The sequence below is a fragment of the Pseudomonas sp. BBP2017 genome (assembly GCF_003024385.1).
Taxonomy (GTDB): Bacteria; Pseudomonadota; Gammaproteobacteria; order Pseudomonadales; family Pseudomonadaceae; genus Aquipseudomonas.
The window spans coordinates 130,761-147,494 of record NZ_PVZN01000012.1 but is presented as its reverse complement, the minus strand read 5'-3'; the positions used below and the strand labels follow the sequence as shown (position 1 = coordinate 147,494).

Sequence of the window (16,734 nt, the reverse complement as noted above, 5' to 3'; positions counted from 1 at the left end):
ATGCGCATCGCGCTGTATCAAGGTGCTCCGCAGCCACTGGACGTACCCGGCAACCTCGAGCGCCTGCACCAGCAAGCGCAACTGGCTGCCGCCCGTGGTGTCGAGTTGCTGGTGTGCCCGGAGATGTTCCTGACCGGCTACAACATTGGTAGCGAAGCGGTGGCACGCCTGGCCGAAGCCGAAGACGGGCCTTCGGCCATGGCCGTGGTGGAGATCGCCCAGAGCAATCGTATCGCCATTGCCTACGGCTATCCGGAGCTGTCCGAGGACGGCCGGGTGTACAACGCTGTGCAGTTGATCGACGCCCATGGCAGCAGCCTGTGCAACTACCGCAAGACCCACCTGTTCGGCGGTCTGGACCGGGCGATGTTCAGCCCGGGCCCCGATCATTTCCCGGTGGTGGAATTGAACGGATGGCGCCTGGGTTTGTTGATCTGCTACGACATCGAGTTTCCGGAAAACGCCCGACGCCTGGCCCTGGCCGGTGCCGAGCTGATTCTGGTGCCAACCGCCAACATGGTGCCCTACGACTTCATTGCCCAGGTCACCGTGCGCGCCCGTGCCTACGAAAACCAGTGCTACCTGGTCTACGCCAACTACTGCGGTAGCGAAGACGAGATCCACTACTGCGGGCAAAGCAGCATTGTCGGCCCGGACGGCAGTATTCTGGCCATGGCCGGTCGCGACAGCACCCTGCTGCAAGCAGACCTGGAACTGCAACGGGTCCACGAAGGACGTGCCAGCACGCCCTACCTGCACGACCTGCGCCCTGAGCTGTATGGCGATCCGCGCGATCGTGGATAATCCGCTAGCATGACGGTTCGCGCTGCAACGGAACCGTCATGCCCAGCACTGTGCAACACCTCACCCTCGACAATGGCCTGCAGGTCATCCTGCGCCATGCCCCGCAGCTGAAACGCTGTGCCGCTGCCGTACGGGTCATGGCCGGCAGTCATGACGCCCCGCATACTTATGCGGGACTCGCGCACTTTCTCGAGCACCTGTTGTTTCTCGGCACTGAGCGTTTTCCCCTCGGCGACGGCCTGATGCGCTATGTGCAGCGCCATGGCGGCCAGGTCAACGCCAGCACCCGCGAGCGCAGCACCGACTACTTTTTCGAAGTCCCGCAAGCGGCGTTTGCCGGCGGCCTCGAGCGCTTGTGCGACATGCTCGCCCGCCCGGATTTTGACCAACAACGCCAACTGCGCGAACGCGACGTGATCCATGCCGAATTCATCGCCTGGTCACGCAACCCTCAGGCCCAGGCGCAGTTCGCCCTGTTGCAGAAGGTTTCCAAACAACATCCGCTGAGTGGCTTTCAGGCGGGCAATCGCTACAGCCTGCCGGTGCACAGCCGTGACTTTCAGGTCACCTTGCAGGGTTATCACCAACGTTACTACCAGGCCGGGCAAATGCTCCTGAGCCTGAGCGGACCGCAAAGCTTCGAGGTACTTCAAGCGCTGGCACGCAGCGCCGCAAGCTGTATCGCCACAGGTGCAAAAATCGAGCAGGCGGTGCCGGTAAGACTCGCCGACGCCAGTCTCGCTGCGCAACTGAGTGGCCAGCATCTGGACGTGCTGCAGGCCGTCGAGCAGCAGCCTGCAGGAATGGAACAGGCCATCGACTTTCTCCGCACCTGGTTGACCGACGCGCGGCCAGGCGGGCCGCTGGCGACGCTGCGGCAGCGCGGCTGGTTGCGATCCCTCGAATTCTCGCCGCTGTACAGCTTTGCCGGTCAGGCATTGCTGCACACTCGCCTGCAGCTCAATGATACTGCCGTCGCCGACCAGGCACAGGGGCTGCTGCAGGGCTGGTTGAGGTTTTTCCGCGATGTGGACCGCTCGGCGCTGTACCAGGAATACGCTCGCTTGCAACAGTGCCGCGCTCAGGCGGCGACAGCGTTGGACCTGGCATGCCGTGACAGTGCCGGTCGACCGTATGAAGCGCTGAGCAACGAAGCCCGGCACGCGCTGAACAGCCTGCTCGACAGTCTGCTGCAGGACACCTCGCTGTCGTGCGCACAACCGTGGCACCTGCCGGCCCCGGAATCCTTGCTCAATGTGACTGTCGCCGATGACACCTCCGTCCCGGCTCCCACGGGCTTGATTTGCAACCCGATACTGCCGCCAGTACGCCAGCAGGGTGTGGTCTACCTGCGCTGGCAGCTGAACGCAGCCGCACACGATCGACTCTGGCAGGTCCTCGACCGGGCATTGCAGCCACTGCGTGAACGCGCCACCAGGGTTGGCGTTGCGCTGCAATTCGAGTGCTGTAACGAGTTCTGGCAAATGCGCTGCGCCGGTGTACCTGAAACAGTGGTCTCGGTAACCCGTGAGGCGCTGGAAATACTGCAACACCCGGGTGCATCCAGCTGGGCCGAGAAACCTGCGGATGAAGCCGACAACATGCCGATTCGCGCCTTGCTCCGGCAACTGCCCGAACAACTTGTCGGCCGCACAGACACGCCCTTATCCGACCACGCCCCAAACCAGGCTGACCTGCAGGCTTTGTGGGAACAGGCCCGCTGGCAAGCCATGGCCACGGGATTCGGCGAGTGTTCGCAATCCGCGCTCAATCGCACCTTGCAACAAGTTCCCGGGCTTGCAGGCAAGCATCGCCCGGTGGCTGCGCAGGCTGTTTGTCGCTGGCAGACGCTGCCGCCAGTGGCCAGCGAACAGGCGCTGCTGCTGTTCTGTCCGGTCGCCAACACGGACGAGGCTAGCGCCCGCTTGCTGGCACAGCAGATTCAGGGACCGTTCTACCAGCGCCTGCGCGTCGAGCTGCAACTGGGTTATGCCGTCTTTAGTGCCTTCCGTCAGCTACAGGGCTGTAGCGGTCTGCTGTTCGGCATACAGTCACCAAACGCCAGCCATGAGCAGATCCTCAGCCATATCCATGAGTTTCTCGCGCACTTGCCGTCTACCCTGAGCTGTAGCCTCGAGGTTCGCCAGGCCCTTGCCGAACAGCTCAGCGAAGCTAGCATGAGCAATAGCGACGTCGCCGAGTGGGCCTGGCAGGCGCAGCTGGCGGAGCGCAGCCAGGCACGTCTGGACGACCTGCAAGCCGCGATTCTACGCGTAGATGACGCAATGCTGCGTCAGTGCGCCGCCGATCTGCTGCACGCCAGACAAGGCTGGCTGTGCCTGGCCAATGGCCCTGCGCCGCAAGGCGGCAGTTGGACAACAGGACGATCTTTACCAGATATGTAACGACGTTTATCGTAGATTTAACCATTCAGCACAGCATTTTTTAGTAAGATAGCGCAATCTCGGCTATTGAAAGCCTTCGTCTCGAGGGTGGATTAAACAAGTAGCTGTGCAACCCCAGACCTATCCGGAAGGAGCAATCCCATGTGGACCAAACCTGCTTACACTGATCTGCGTATCGGCTTTGAAGTGACCATGTATTTCGCAAGCCGCTGAGTTTGCTTGCGTTACAACGCCTCGGTCAGCCGGGGCGTTTTTATTTCAAGACGCGGCAGGAGTGGCCATGTACATCCAGATTCTAGGTTCCGCCGCCGGTGGCGGATTCCCGCAGTGGAACTGCAACTGCGAGAATTGCAAAGGCTTTCGCGACGGTACCTTGCGCGCTTCGGCGCGTACCCAGTCGTCGATTGCCCTGTCTGACGACGGTGTCCACTGGGTGCTGTGCAATGCTTCGCCGGATATCCGCACGCAGCTGCAAGCCTTCGCGCCCATGCAGCCTGCGCGCGCGCTGCGCGACAGCGGTATCAGCGCAATCGTGCTGCTCGACAGCCAGATCGATCACACCACCGGCCTGCTGAGTCTGCGTGAAGGCTGCCCGCATCAGGTCTGGTGCACTGACATGGTCCACCAGGACCTGAGCAGCGGCTTCCCGCTGTTCACCATGCTCAGCCACTGGAACGGCGGCTTGCAGTGGAACCGCATTGCGCTGGAAGGCAGCTTCGTCATCGACGCCTGCCCGAACCTGCGCTTCACCCCTTTCCCGCTGCGCAGTGCGGCCCCGCCCTACTCGCCACACCGTTTCGACCCACACCCGGGCGACAACCTTGGGCTGATGGTCGAAGACCTGCGCAGCGGCGGCAAACTGTTCTATGCCCCGGGTCTGGGCCAGGTGGATGAGCAGCTGCTGCAAATGATGCGTGAAGCCGATTGCCTGCTGGTCGACGGCACCCTGTGGGAGGATGATGAAATGCAGCGCCGTGGTGTCGGCACGCGCACCGGCCGGGAAATGGGGCACCTGGCGCAGAATGGCCCCGGTGGAATGCTTGAGGTACTGGACGGCGTCCCTGCGCAACGCAAGGTGCTTATCCACATAAACAACACCAACCCAATTCTCGATGAAGACTCGGCCGAACGCGCCGAACTGAATCGCCGTGGCGTCGAAGTTGCCTTCGACGGCATGAGTATCAGCCTCTAGCAGGAGCCGAGATGAGCGACGCCAAAGCACTGTCCCCCGCCGAATTCGAGCAGGCCCTGCGCGCCAAGGGTGCCTACTACCACATCCATCACCCCTACCATGTAGCGATGTATGAAGGCCGCGCCAGCCGCGCACAGATCCAGGGCTGGGTTGCCAACCGTTTCTATTACCAGGTCAACATCCCGCTCAAGGATGCCGCGATCCTCGCCAATTGCCCGGACCGCGATATCCGTCGCGAGTGGATTCAGCGCCTGCTTGACCATGACGGTGCGCCCGGTGAAGACGGCGGTATCGAAGCCTGGTTGCGCCTGGGCCAGGCGGTCGGTCTCGACCCCGACCAGCTGCGCTCCCAGGAGCTGGTGCTGCCCGGTGTGCGCTTTGCCGTGGATGCCTATGTCAACTTCGCCCGCCGCGCCAGCTGGCAAGAAGCGGCCAGCAGCTCGCTGACCGAACTGTTCGCCCCGCAGATCCACCAATCGCGCCTGGACAGCTGGCCGCAGCACTACCCCTGGATCGACGCGGCCGGCTACGAATACTTCCGCACCCGCCTGGGCCAAGCCCGCCGCGATGTCGAGCATGGGCTGGCAATCACCCTGCAGCACTACACTACAGTAGAGGGCCAGCAGCGCATGCTGGAGATCTTGCAGTTCAAGCTTGACATTCTCTGGAGCATGCTCGATGCCATGAGCATGGCCTATGAGTTGAATCGTCCGCCCTATCACAGTGTCACCAGCGAAAGGGTCTGGCACAAAGGAATCGCCTTATGAGTTTCAATCGCGAACTCACCCCGAAATGGCGTCCGGGTTATCGTTTCCAGTACGAGCCGGCGCAAAAGGGGCATGTCCTGCTGTACCCGGAGGGCATGATCAAGCTCAACGAGAGCGCGGCACTGATCGGCGGGCTGATCGATGGCCAACGCGATGTAGCCGCGATCATTACCGAGCTGGAGCAGCAATTCCCTGGTGTGCCCGAGCTTGCTGACGACATTGAGCAATTCATGGAGGTCGCCCGTGCCGAACACTGGCTCATCCTTGAGTGAGGTGCCGGCAAAGCCTGACATTGGCCTGCCGCTGTGGCTGCTCGCCGAGCTGACCTACCGCTGCCCGCTGCAATGCCCGTATTGCTCCAACCCGCTGGACTTCGCCGCCCAGGGCCAGGAGCTGACGACCGAGCAGTGGTACAAGGTCATGGCCGAGGCCCGCGAAATGGGCGCGGCGCAACTGGGCTTTTCCGGTGGCGAACCCTTGGTGCGTCAGGATCTGGCCGAACTGATCGGTGAAGGCCGGCGCCTGGGTTACTACACCAACCTGATCACCTCCGGTATCGGCCTGAGCGAGCAGAAAATCGCGGCCTTCAAAGAGGCCGGACTTGACCATATCCAGATCAGTTTTCAGGCCAGCGACGAGCAGGTCAACAACCTGCTGGCCGGCTCGAAAAAAGCCTTTGCGCAAAAGCTCGAAATGGCCCGGGCGGTCAAAGCCCACGGCTATCCGATGGTGCTGAACTTCGTCACCCACCGGCACAACATCGACAAGATCGACCGCATCATCGAGCTGTGTATCGCCCTTGAGGCCGACTTCGTTGAATTGGCCACCTGTCAGTTCTACGGCTGGGCTTACCTGAACCGCGTAGGTTTGTTGCCGACCCGTGCGCAATTGGAACGCGCCGAACGCATTACCAATGAGTACCGGGAACGACTCAAGGCTGCCGGTAACCCATGCAAGCTGATTTTCGTCACCCCGGATTACTACGAAGAGCGTCCCAAAGGCTGCATGAACGGCTGGGGCAGCGTGTTCCTCACGGTGACCCCGGATGGCACCGCGCTGCCGTGCCACGGCGCACGGCAGTTACCGGTGCAATTCCCCAACGTGCGCGAGCACAGCATGCAGCACATCTGGTACGACTCGTTCGGCTTCAACCGTTTCCGCGGTTATGACTGGATGCCCGAGCCGTGCCGCTCCTGCGACGAAAAGGCAAAGGACTTCGGCGGCTGCCGCTGTCAGGCCTTCATGCTTACCGGCGACGCCAGCAATGCCGACCCGGTGTGCGCCAAGTCAGCACACCACGGCATGATCCTCAAAGCCCGCGAAGAAGCCGAGCATGCCCAGTTGAACATTGATCAGTTGACCTTCCGCAATGAGCGAAATGCCCATGTCATTGCCCGCGGCTGAGCGTTTCAGCGCCGAACAGGCGGTGGCCGCAGGCACCGACTTCGCTGAGTTGCGGGCGAGTCCGCGGGGCTTGTTCTGGAACGAGTTTCGCCCGCACGACGGCGCCTGCCGGATCTGGCACTGGCATCATGGCCAGGCCCACTGCCTGACCCCGGACGGGTTCAGCGTGCGCAGCCGGGTCTACGAGTACGGCGGTGGCAGCTTCTGTCTGAGCGATAATGGTCTGGTGTTCGTCAACGAGTCTGACCAGCAGCTTTACACCCAGAATCTCTCAGGTGGCGCGCCGCAGCCGCTGACCTTCGGCGAATGCCGTTACGGCGATCTGCGCTGGGCCGCAGGCCAAGTCCTGGCTGTGGAAGAAACCCATACCGCAGACCAGGTCGAACACCGCCTGGTGGCAATCGCTGCGCAGCAGCGAGAGGTAATCGCCGAAGGTGCGGATTTCTATGCCGCGCCAACCCTGAGCGCCGATGGCTCGCGCCTGGCATGGATCGAGTGGAGCCGGCCCGAACAGCCCTGGACCGCTACCCGCCTGCGGTGTTGCGAACGTATGAATGACGGGCGCTGGGGTGCACCTCGCTGCATCGCCGGCGACCAGGGCCCGGCGCAATCCCTGCAACAACCACGCTTCGATGACCGTGGCCGCCTGTACTGTCTCTCTGATCTCAACGGTTTCTGGCAACCGTGGGGGGAAACGGCCCAGGGCTGGAATGCGCTCCCCGCCGCAAACGCCGATCACGCTGCAGCCCCTTGGCAACTGGGCGCCTGTACCTGGCTGCCGTTGGGCGAAAATCACTACCTGGCCACCTGGCTTGAGGACGGCTTCAGTCGTCTCGGCCTATGTCATGCCGATGGCTCGCAGCAGCCGGTGGAAACCGCCTACAGCCGTTTACGCTGCCTGGACCTGGATCAGCATCATCTCTACGCCATCGCTGCGTCGCCCACCAGTCCACCGGCAGTCATCGCCATCGACCGTAAGGATCATCGCGTCAAGGTCCTGGCTGGAGGCGCGTCGCCCTTGCCTACCGAACGTATCAGCCACCCGCAATCCTTGTGCTACCCCAGCGGCGATGGCATCGCCCACGGTTTCTTCTACCCGGCCATCAACGGCAACCAGCCACCGGCGCTGATCGTTTTCGTCCATGGCGGGCCGACCTCGGCCTGCTATCCGGCGCTCGACCCGCGTATCCAGTACTGGACCCAGCGGGGCTTCGCCGTGGCTGACCTCAATTACCGCGGCAGCAGTGGCTACGGCCGGGCGTATCGCCAGGCCCTGCACCTGCGCTGGGGTGAAATCGATGTCGAAGATGCCTGCGCAGTGGTCGAGCATCTGGCCGCTCGTCATCTGATCGACCCGACCCAGGCCTTTATCCGCGGCGGTAGTGCCGGCGGCTTTACCACCCTATGCGCCCTGGCCTTTCACGATGTCTTCCGCGCTGGCGCCAGCCTGTATGGCGTCAGTGATCCTCAGGCGCTGGCCCGGGCCACGCACAAGTTCGAAGGTGACTACCTGGACTGGCTGATCGGGGATCCGCTCAAAGATGCCGAGCGCTACCGGCAGCGCACGCCGTTGCTGCATGCCGGGAACATCAAGGTCCCGGTAATTTTCTTTCAGGGCGAGCTGGATGCGGTGGTGGTGCCTGAACAAACCCGCTCGATGCTGGCAGCGCTCAAGGCCAACGGTATCCGTGCCGAAGGGTATTTCTACCCATCGGAGCGTCACGGCTTTCGCACGGCGGCCAACCTGGCTCATGCGCTGGAAGAAGAGTGGCGTTTTTATCGCCGGGTGCTGGAAGGTATTTAGATCGCTATCGCGGGGCAAGCCCGCACAGCAGCGGTATAACCCTGCGGGCTTGCCCCGCGATGACTCAGCGTTTGGCGATGATATACACCGCATGCACGATCCCCGGAATGTACCCCAGCAAGGTCAACAGAATGTTGAGCCAGAAGGCGCCGCCGAAGCCGACCTGCAGGAAAACGCCAAGCGGCGGCAGAAGTATGGCGATGATGATGCGGATAAAGTCCATGGCGCAGCTCCCTTCAGTGATGTACTAGAACTGACTGTAGCGCCGTGCCAGGGTTCAACCGGCAATCCACAGATAAAAAAACGCCCCAGGCCAAAAACTACAGGCCCGGGGCGATGCGCAGGAACGCTAGACGGTTCGGATAATTCGTGGATTCGCGGGCGATCAGGCCGTGGCTTCCCGCCGCTGGTGCTGTTGTGCTGAATGCACTCGGGCAAAGGCCCGGGCCAGGCGCAAGAGCATTTCATCGATGTTGCCCTTGCTCACCGTCAACGCCGGCGACAGGCGCAGCACATCCGGCTGTGGCGCATTGAGCAACAGGCCTTCATGGAGGGCGGCCGTGACCAATTCGGCGGCGTTGTCTTCGCTCAGTTGCAGGGCCCAGAGCAGGCCCTGGCCACGGACCTCGCTCTGGCCGTAACGGCCAGCCAGGCGGCTCAGGCCATCGCGCAGGTGCTTTCCGGACTCCTGAACGTGCTCAAAGAAGCCCGGCTCCAGCACGGTTTCCAGCACCGCCAGACCCGCGGCGCTCATCAGCGCATTGCCGTGGTGGCTGCCTTCAAGCTCACCGGCTTCGGCACAGCAGGCGCTGCCACGGGCCAGCAACGCAGCCAGCGGTACACCGCCGCCCAGGCCCTTGCCCAAGCTAATGATGTCGGCGCGTACGTCGTAGGTTTGCTCGGCAAGCAGGGCGCCGCAGCGGCCGACACCTGTCTGCACTTCATCAAGAATCAGCAGGATGCCCAGCTCACGGCACAGACGCTCAACGCCCTTGAGGTAAGCGGCAGTCGCCGGAATCACTCCGGCTTCACCCTGAATAGGTTCGAGCATGATCGCCACAGTGCGCGAATCGACAGCGGCGTGCAGCGCCTCCAGGTCGTTGAACGGCACTTTGCTGAAGCCTGGCAGGCCTGGCTCGCAACGATTGCAAGGCGACGGATCGGACGCCGACAACGCCCCCAGACTGCGTCCATGGCAGCTCTGACTGGCGGTGATGATGTGATAGGCGCCGTTACGATGCAGCTGCCCCCACTTGCGCGCCAGTTTGATCGCCCCTTCGCAGGCCTCGGCTCCACTATTGAGCAGATAAGCCTGGTCACTGCCGGTGCTCTGGCAGAGAAGGTTGACCAACTTCAGCAAACCACGGTTATGAAAACCGGCGCCCGGATTGATCAGCGCCTGGGCCTGGCTGCCCAGCGCCTTGACCAGCACGCTTGGGCTATGCCCGAGGCTGTTGACCGCGCAGCCCTGAGTGAAGTCGAGATAGGCGTGACCTTCGCTGTCCCACAGCCACGAGCCCTGACCGCGAACGAAGACTTGCGAAGCACGCTCAGTGGCGGACATCAGGCAATCGCGAGGCAGTGCTTCAGCGGCCGCGGCAGCAACCGACACAGGCTTGCGCTCGGCCACAATCGGCGTCGGGCGGCGAAAACTGAACAGATTCATGCTTTCAACCCTTTTGACAATCCTATGTAAACAACATCAAGATACACAGTGTTCATCGCACCTTTTGGCCCTGCAAGCCTTGTGAATATTGGGTAGACTAGGCGTATTGCCGGTTAACAGCCATTTGGTTTTTCGAGTATTTTTGATAAGTATTTCTTATGGATTTTCGCCAGCTGCGTTATTTCGTCGCGGTCTACGAAGAAGGCCATGTGGGCCGGGCCGCCGAGCGCCTGTCGTTGTCACAACCGGCGCTTTCGCAACAGATCCGCCAGCTCGAACACAGCCTGGATGTCAGCCTGTTCGAGCGAGGCAACAAGCGCCTGTTGCCAACCCTCGCCGCACACACCTTGTACAACCATGCCCTGCCCCTGCTCGACGGTTTGCAACGCGCCCGAGAGGCCCTGCGCAACTTCAAAGGCCAATCTCTGCGGACCCTGGCCATTGGTGTCCTGCAAACCGTACGTCCAAGCCTCATCCCGCAACTGCTCGACCGGGTACGTAAGGCCCAGCCGCACCTGGTAGTGCAGATCTACGAGTTGTCGGGCCTGGAGATCGAACGACGTCTGCTCAATGGCAGCCTGGACATCGGCATCAGCTACCTGCCTCCACGCCAGCCAGGTCTGCACGGCCTGCTGCTGTACGAAGATGAACTGCAACTTGTAATCCCCAACACTCACCCGCTGCGGGAATTCAAGAAAGTCTCGCTCAAACAGGCTGCGGAGCTGCCGATGCTGCTGCTCGGCGAAGAGTTCCAGGTGCGACAGATCTGGCAAACGCAGCTAGCCAACCTAGGACGGCGGCCACAGGTGCAGGCAGAAATGAACAATATGGGCGGGATCCTCGACAGTCTCAGCCACACCTCGCTGGCCACCGTGCTGCCGGGCCGCGCCAAGGAAGTGGTCGAGGATGATCAGGAGCTGCTGTGGAAACCGCTGAGCGAACCACGGGTGCCGCTGAAGATCGGCCTGGTGTTTCGCGATGCACAGCGCCAGCAAGCGTCGGTCGAGCTGCTGCGCACACTGCTGGAAGAGGAAGCCGACCCAAGGCAGATCGGGGTGTCGCCGCTGGATGTGCTGGGCTGAAACTTTTCTTCAGGCAAAAGAAAACCCCGCCGAAGCGGGGCTTTGCAGACTGTTTCCCTGACATCCATTTCGCCCCGCCACCCTGGCAGGAATCCTACGTATCCGTGTTCTGTACTTTGCGCTTCCTGCGCTACGTCCATGTGAGAAGATTAACTGTGGATCCAATCTTTCGATAGAGGCGAAAAGTCACCACGTCGTGTAAGACATTGCTTACACGACGCATTATTGTCAGAACTGCGCCGCATCCAGCAGGTACAGCGACTCGCTACCGGCTTTCACTGAAGCGCTGAGTGAGTGGATACGCGGCAGCAAACGGGCGAAGTAGAAGCGAGCGGTGCCGAGTTTGCTGGCATAGAAATCGTCTTCACCTTGCTTTGCCAACGCCGTACGCGCCATAAGCGCCCACATGTAGGCATAGGCGGTGTAGCCGAATACCTGCAGATACTCCACCGAGGCAGCGCCAATCTCGTTCGGATTATTCTTGGCCCGATCCAGTACCCAGGCGGTCAGGTCGTCAAGGTTATCCAGGGCAGCGTTCAGCGGTTTGACGAACTCGCCCAGCTCACTGTCGGCAGTGCCGGTGAAATGGCGGATCTCGTCGGCGAACAGCTTGTACAGCGCACCGCCGCTGCCCACTACCTTGCGGCCCATCAGGTCCAGCGCCTGAATACCGTTGGTGCCTTCGTAGATCTGGGTGATGCGCACATCGCGCACCAGTTGCTCCTGGCCCCACTCACGAATGTAGCCATGGCCACCGAACACTTGCTGGCCATGCACCGCAGACTCCAGGCCGAGGTCGGTGAGGAAAGCCTTGGATACCGGAGTGAGCAAGGCAACGAGATCTTCGGCGCGTTTACGGGTGGTTGCCTCTTCGCTGAACTTGGCGGTGTCCAGCTGCATGGCGACGTAGGTAGAGAAGGCGCGACCGCCCTCGTTCAAGGCCTTCATGGTCAACAGCATGCGCCGTACGTCGGGGTGCACGATGATCGGGTCAGCGACCTTGTCCTTGGCTTGCGGGCCAGTAGGTGCACGGCTCTGCAGACGATCACGGGCGTACTCGATGGCATTCTGGTAGGAACGCTCCGCCGACGCCAGACCCTGGATACCCACGCCCAGACGCTCGTAGTTCATCATGGTGAACATCGCCGCCAGGCCCTTGTTCGGCTCGCCGACCAGATAACCCACGGCTTCGTCGAAGTTCATCACGCAGGTGGCCGAGGCCTGGATACCCATCTTGTGTTCGATCGAGCCGCAGTTGGCCGGGTTGCGCGCACCCAGGCTGCCATCAGCGTTAACCATGAACTTGGGCACCAGGAATAGGGAAATGCCCTTCGGCCCGGCAGGCGCATCCGGCAGCTTGGCCAGCACCAGGTGGATGATGTTCTCGGTCAGGTCGTGCTCACCACCGGTGATGAAAATCTTGGTGCCACTGACTTTGTAGCTGCCGTCAGCCTGAGGGTCGGCCTTGGTGCGGATGATGCCCAGGTCGGTCCCCGCGTGCGGCTCGGTCAGGCACATGGAGCCGGCCCAGACACCGGCGTACATGTTCGGCAGGTACTTTTCCTTGAGCTCGTCGCTGGCGTGGGCGTTGATCGACAGACAGGCACCAGCGGTCAGCATCGGATAAAGACCGAACGCCAGGCTCGACGAGTTGACCATTTCCTCGACCTGGGCTGAGATCACCTTGGGCATGCCCATGCCGCCGTAGGCAGGATCACCACCGACGCCGACCCAGCCACCTTCAGCATAAGTCGTGTAGGCCTCGATGAAACCGGCCGGGGTGCGCACCGCACCGTTATCCCAATGGCAGCCTTCTTCGTCACCGCTACGGCTCAGCGGCGCGATGCTTTTGCCTGTGACCTTGCCGGCCTCCTCCAGCACCGCCAGCGCGGTCTCTTCATCGACAGCTTCGGCCAGGCCTGGCAATTGAGCCCAGAGCTTGGAAACTTCGAAGACTTCATTGAGGACGAAGCGCATATCGCGCAGGGGCGCTTTATAGTCAGCCATGGCAACCTCTCACACTTGAGTCGGGGACGGTCCTGCAGGACCGCTTCACTGTTATGCAGGCAGTGTAACCGAACAACTTTTGCGAGACATAGGGCCATCTTATGACCAATCAGTCATTTACAGTCACGCCGTACGCACTGCGCCCCGTTTAACCTGATGACCGTAGGCCATGACGCAGTTACGCCCCGCGCCCTTGGCGCTGTAGAGCGCCTGGTCCGCCGACTTGAGCACTTCGTCGGGAGAGCGGTGATCGATCAAGCGTTCGCTGGCGCCGATACTGATGGTCACGGAAACACTGGACGCTGCAGACGCTCCGCGGCGCTGGCGCCCCTGTTGATCGTCCTGGGGGCGGTTGTCCTGGTTGCGCAACTGGATGTTGTAGTTGGCGATCACCTCGCGCACCGCTTCCAGGTGCGGCATGCACTCCTCGATGCTCTTACCGGCGAACACCAGTGCGAACTCCTCACCACCGTAGCGATAGGCCCGGCCGCCACCGGTTACCTTGGACAGCTTGCTAGCCACCAGGCGCAGCACCTGGTCACCGACATCGTGGCCATGGGTGTCGTTGAATTTCTTGAAGTGATCGACATCGGTCATCGCCAGCACATAGTTGCGCCCCAGGCGCTGCATGCGCTCGTTGAGGGCCCGGCGTCCGGGCAAGCCGGTGAGTTCGTCACGAAAAGCCATCTGATAGGCCTCGTGGGAAACCGCCGCAGCGATCATCAGCATCACCTGACTGCACATGATGTTCAGAGTGAAGGGCAGGATGAAGGTCTTGGGCAGCATCCAGAAAATCCCGATCAGACCGATCACCTGCGCGGCATGCAAAGGCCTGGGCTCACGCAGGTACTGCACCACGAGCAGCACGAAAGCGATGATGAACACCGGATACGCCAGCTGGATAAGGCTCATCCACTGCCCGTGCAGCGACGGCCAGCGAATTTCTGCCAACCAGCTCAGCACTGCTTGCGGGAAGCTTTGCTCCAGCCCCAGGGCGACACTACCGACCGCCAGCAATACGGCAAATCGCGCGACCATGTCCTGGAACAGATGCGTGCGCTCCTGCCAGGCGGCGTACAAGGCGAACATCAGCGGCAACAGCAGACAGACAAGATGGAATACCACCGCCGCATCCTCGCGAACCCGGCCATTGTCACGGTAGAAATCGGTCTGGGTATCGAGCAGAAAATAGGCGATGTACACCGTGACCATCAGAAACAGTTCGCGCTGTCGGCGATACACGGCGCAGTAGGCGCCGCCCAGCAACAGGACCAAGGTAGGCAAGACATTGAACAGTGACGTGAAGAAGACGTTGAGGTCTCTCACATAAGCGGCGGCGAGCCCTGATACCAGCAAACAGACTGACGGCAGAAAGTGGCTCGGACGTACAGCGGATAAACGAAACAAGGGTAATCTCCGACCCGGCAGATCAATAATGGCATTGTGCCTTTAAGGTATCGGCAGCGCACATGAATAAATGAATGCGTTTGGTCGGGAACGGTGGGAGCGGGACACCACAGACAAAAAAGCCTGCCGGTAAGGGCAGGCTCTTCCGTTACTGCAGATAACTCAGTACGAGAGACCGAAGTGCTCTTCGTTCATGTCCATCAGGTTGTTAGCGCCCGACAGCATGGTGGCAACGTGGGTGCGGGTACGCGGCAGGATGCGCTGGAAGTAGAAGCGCGCGGTCTGCAGCTTGGCGGTGTAGAAGGCTTCTTCGCTAGTGCCGGCAGCCAGCTTTTCGGCAGCCAGACGCGCCATGTCAGCCCAGAAGTAAGCCAGGCAGGCGTAACCGGAGTACATCAGGTAGTCCACCGAGGCGGCACCGACTTCTTCGCGGTCTTTCATCGCCGCCATACCGACCTTCATGGTCAGCTCGCCCCACTCTTTGTTCAGCTGGGCCAGCGGCGCGACGAACTCGCTGATCGCTTCGTTGCCTTCGTTACCTTGGCAGAACTTGTGCACGATCTTGGTGAAGCCCTTGAGCGCTTCGCCCTGGGTCATCAGCACTTTACGGCCGAGCAGGTCCAGCGCCTGGATGCCAGTGGTGCCTTCGTACAGCATCGAGATACGGCTGTCGCGAACGTTCTGCTCCATGCCCCACTCGGCGATGAAGCCGTGGCCGCCATAGATCTGCACACCGTGGTTGGCTGCTTCGAAGCCGACTTCGGTCATGAACGCCTTGGCGATCGGGGTCATGAACGCCAGCAGTGCGTCGGCTTTCTTCTTCTCTTCTTCGTCCTGGCTGTACTTGACGATGTCAACCTGCTTGGCAGTGAAGTAAACCATCGCACGATTACCTTCGGCGAAGGCTTTCATGGTCAGCAGCATGCGACGTACATCAGGGTGAACGATGATCGGGTCAGCGGCTTTGTCCGGCGCTTTCGGGCCAGTCAGCGAGCGCATTTGCAGGCGGTCGCGAGCGTATTTCAGGCCGCCCTGGAACGCCACTTCAGCATGGGCCAGGCCTTGCAGCGCGGTACCCAGTCGAGCGGTGTTCATAAAGGTGAACATGCAGTTCAGGCCTTTGTTGGCCGGGCCGATCAGGTAGCCGGTAGCAGCGTCGAAGTTCATCACGCAGGTGGCGTTGCCGTGGATGCCCATCTTGTGTTCGATGGAACCACAGGACACAGCGTTGCGCTCACCGACAGTGCCTTCGGCGGTCGGCAGGAACTTCGGCACGATGAACAGCGAGATACCTTTGGTACCAGCCGGTGCATCCGGCAGACGCGCCAGAACGATGTGGACGATGTTGCCGGCCATGTCGTGTTCGCCGGCCGAGATGAAGATCTTGGTGCCGGTCACTTTGTAGGAGCCATCAGCCTGAGGTTCGGCCTTGGTGCGCAGCATGCCCAGGTCGGTACCGCAGTGTGGCTCGGTCAGGCACATGGTGCCGGTCCACTCGCCGGACACCAGCTTGGTCAGGTAGGTCTCTTGCTGCTCAGGGGTACCGTGCTCGGAGATGGTGTTCATCGCACCATGCGACAGGCCAGGATACATACCCCACGACCAGTTCGACTCACCGACCATTTCGCTGATCGCCAGGCCCAGCGACTCAGGCAGACCCTGACCGCCGTGCTCGACGTCATGGGCCAGGCTCGGCCAGCCGCCTTCGACAAACTGGTTGTAGGCTTCCTTGAAACCGGTTGGGGTTTTAACGCCCGACTCGCTCCAGGTGCAACCTTCCAGGTCACCGACACGGTTCAGCGGGGCCAGCACCTGTTCACAAAACTTGGCGCCTTCCTCGAGGATGGCATTCACCATGTCTGGAGTGGCGTCCTGGCAAGCCGGCAGGCTCTGATAATGCGCTTCGTAACCCAGCAGCTCGTCACGAACGAAGCGAATATCACGCAAGGGGGCTTTGTATTCAGGCATAGCGATGAACCTCTGCTGATGAATCCTGGAGAGAGAAACCACGACCGATCCGTTGTTGTTGGCATCCGGTCAAACAGTTGTTTGAAACATACGTTTACGCCGAAAACTTGTCAAGCATCAACCAGAGGGCAGTTCGGTCATGCAAAACTGCATGGTTTCGCGGGTAAAAAAACCCACGCACGCGCAGCCGAGCACCTGCCAACAAGGCCAAGGTGCTGATACTCAAAG

14 protein-coding genes are annotated in these 16,734 nt (G+C 61.1%); 9 read left to right on the top strand and 5 right to left on the bottom strand.

Annotated features, from left to right (window positions below; genetic code table 11):
- From C6382_RS16045 to C6382_RS16010, 8 genes are all read left to right on the top strand, one after another.
- A complete protein-coding gene (locus tag C6382_RS16045) occupies positions 1 to 804 on the top strand; it encodes a carbon-nitrogen hydrolase family protein (protein WP_107025382.1) in 804 nt (267 codons plus the stop codon).
- Positions 805 to 842: 38 nt separating this feature from the next.
- Positions 843 to 3,209: a pyrroloquinoline quinone biosynthesis protein PqqF gene (gene pqqF / locus C6382_RS16040; protein ID WP_107025381.1), complete on the top strand. Its 2,367-nt coding sequence runs from the start codon at positions 843 to 845 to the stop codon at positions 3,207 to 3,209.
- A gap of 141 nt (positions 3,210 to 3,350) precedes the next feature.
- A complete protein-coding gene (pqqA, locus tag C6382_RS16035) occupies positions 3,351 to 3,422 on the top strand; it encodes a pyrroloquinoline quinone precursor peptide PqqA (protein ID WP_008365141.1) in 72 nt (23 codons plus the stop codon).
- Between the two features lie 67 nt (positions 3,423 to 3,489).
- Complete coding sequence (gene pqqB, locus C6382_RS16030) at positions 3,490 to 4,401, top strand: pyrroloquinoline quinone biosynthesis protein PqqB (RefSeq protein ID WP_107025380.1); 912 nt, start codon at positions 3,490 to 3,492, stop codon at positions 4,399 to 4,401.
- 11 nt (positions 4,402 to 4,412) lie between these two features.
- Complete coding sequence (pqqC, locus tag C6382_RS16025) at positions 4,413 to 5,168, top strand: pyrroloquinoline-quinone synthase PqqC (RefSeq protein WP_107025379.1); 756 nt, start codon at positions 4,413 to 4,415, stop codon at positions 5,166 to 5,168.
- The gene (pqqD, locus tag C6382_RS16020; protein WP_107025378.1) at positions 5,165 to 5,440 is read left to right on the top strand and encodes a pyrroloquinoline quinone biosynthesis peptide chaperone PqqD; all 276 of its coding nucleotides are present in this window, start codon (positions 5,165 to 5,167) and stop codon (positions 5,438 to 5,440) included. Before pqqC ends, pqqD begins: the two co-directional genes overlap by 4 nt.
- Positions 5,412 to 6,572 carry a pyrroloquinoline quinone biosynthesis protein PqqE gene (gene pqqE / locus C6382_RS16015; RefSeq protein ID WP_107025377.1) on the top strand — a complete coding sequence of 387 codons (1,161 nt, stop codon included), beginning with the start codon at positions 5,412 to 5,414 and terminating at the stop codon, positions 6,570 to 6,572. The genes pqqD and pqqE overlap by 29 nt, the downstream gene beginning before the upstream one ends.
- Positions 6,538 to 8,376, top strand: coding sequence for a S9 family peptidase (locus tag C6382_RS16010; RefSeq protein ID WP_107025376.1), 1,839 nt, complete (start codon positions 6,538 to 6,540; stop codon positions 8,374 to 8,376). The genes pqqE and C6382_RS16010 overlap by 35 nt, the downstream gene beginning before the upstream one ends.
- A 64-nt stretch (positions 8,377 to 8,440) precedes the next feature.
- Here C6382_RS16010 and C6382_RS16005 read toward each other — a convergent pair whose 3' ends face one another.
- Both C6382_RS16005 and C6382_RS16000 read right to left on the bottom strand, forming a co-directional pair.
- Entirely contained in the window at positions 8,441 to 8,599 is a 159-nt protein-coding gene (locus C6382_RS16005) for a YqaE/Pmp3 family membrane protein (protein WP_003177654.1), read from the bottom strand.
- Positions 8,600 to 8,761: 162 nt separating this feature from the next.
- Positions 8,762 to 10,042, bottom strand: a complete 1,281-nt coding sequence (locus C6382_RS16000; protein ID WP_107025375.1) for an aspartate aminotransferase family protein — start codon at positions 10,040 to 10,042, stop codon at positions 8,762 to 8,764.
- 158 nt (positions 10,043 to 10,200) lie between these two features.
- Between C6382_RS16000 and C6382_RS15995 the strand changes: the two genes are divergently transcribed.
- A complete protein-coding gene (locus C6382_RS15995; RefSeq protein ID WP_107025374.1) occupies positions 10,201 to 11,124 on the top strand; it encodes a LysR family transcriptional regulator in 924 nt (307 codons plus the stop codon).
- A 228-nt stretch (positions 11,125 to 11,352) separates the two neighbouring features.
- On the opposite strand, the gene C6382_RS15990 is transcribed toward C6382_RS15995, so the two are convergent.
- From C6382_RS15990 to C6382_RS15980, 3 genes are all read right to left on the bottom strand, one after another.
- Positions 11,353 to 13,131, bottom strand: coding sequence for an acyl-CoA dehydrogenase C-terminal domain-containing protein (locus tag C6382_RS15990; protein WP_107025373.1), 1,779 nt, complete (start codon positions 13,129 to 13,131; stop codon positions 11,353 to 11,355).
- A gap of 123 nt (positions 13,132 to 13,254) precedes the next feature.
- Positions 13,255 to 14,538, bottom strand: coding sequence for a diguanylate cyclase (locus C6382_RS15985; RefSeq protein ID WP_107025372.1), 1,284 nt, complete (start codon positions 14,536 to 14,538; stop codon positions 13,255 to 13,257).
- Between the two features lie 162 nt (positions 14,539 to 14,700).
- Positions 14,701 to 16,506, bottom strand: a complete 1,806-nt coding sequence (locus C6382_RS15980) for a phenylacyl-CoA dehydrogenase (protein ID WP_107025371.1) — start codon at positions 16,504 to 16,506, stop codon at positions 14,701 to 14,703.
- Positions 16,507 to 16,734: the final 228 nt, after the last annotated feature.

What these genes read in the sequence shown, in the direction of transcription:
- C6382_RS16045 (WP_107025382.1), top strand. Translation starts at nt 1, where the DNA reads ATGCGCATCGCGCTGTATCAAGGTGCTCCGCAGCCACTGGACGTACCC.
- pqqF (WP_107025381.1), top strand. Translation starts at nt 843, where the DNA reads ATGCCCAGCACTGTGCAACACCTCACCCTCGACAATGGCCTGCAGGTC.
- pqqB (WP_107025380.1), top strand. Translation starts at nt 3,490, where the DNA reads ATGTACATCCAGATTCTAGGTTCCGCCGCCGGTGGCGGATTCCCGCAG.
- pqqC (WP_107025379.1), top strand. Translation starts at nt 4,413, where the DNA reads ATGAGCGACGCCAAAGCACTGTCCCCCGCCGAATTCGAGCAGGCCCTG.
- pqqD (WP_107025378.1), top strand. Translation starts at nt 5,165, where the DNA reads ATGAGTTTCAATCGCGAACTCACCCCGAAATGGCGTCCGGGTTATCGT.
- C6382_RS16010 (WP_107025376.1), top strand. Translation starts at nt 6,538, where the DNA reads ATGAGCGAAATGCCCATGTCATTGCCCGCGGCTGAGCGTTTCAGCGCC.
- C6382_RS16005 (WP_003177654.1), bottom strand. Translation starts at nt 8,599, where the DNA reads ATGGACTTTATCCGCATCATCATCGCCATACTTCTGCCGCCGCTTGGC.
- C6382_RS16000 (WP_107025375.1), bottom strand. Translation starts at nt 10,042, where the DNA reads ATGAATCTGTTCAGTTTTCGCCGCCCGACGCCGATTGTGGCCGAGCGC.
- C6382_RS15995 (WP_107025374.1), top strand. Translation starts at nt 10,201, where the DNA reads ATGGATTTTCGCCAGCTGCGTTATTTCGTCGCGGTCTACGAAGAAGGC.
- C6382_RS15990 (WP_107025373.1), bottom strand. Translation starts at nt 13,131, where the DNA reads ATGGCTGACTATAAAGCGCCCCTGCGCGATATGCGCTTCGTCCTCAAT.
- C6382_RS15980 (WP_107025371.1), bottom strand. Translation starts at nt 16,506, where the DNA reads ATGCCTGAATACAAAGCCCCCTTGCGTGATATTCGCTTCGTTCGTGAC.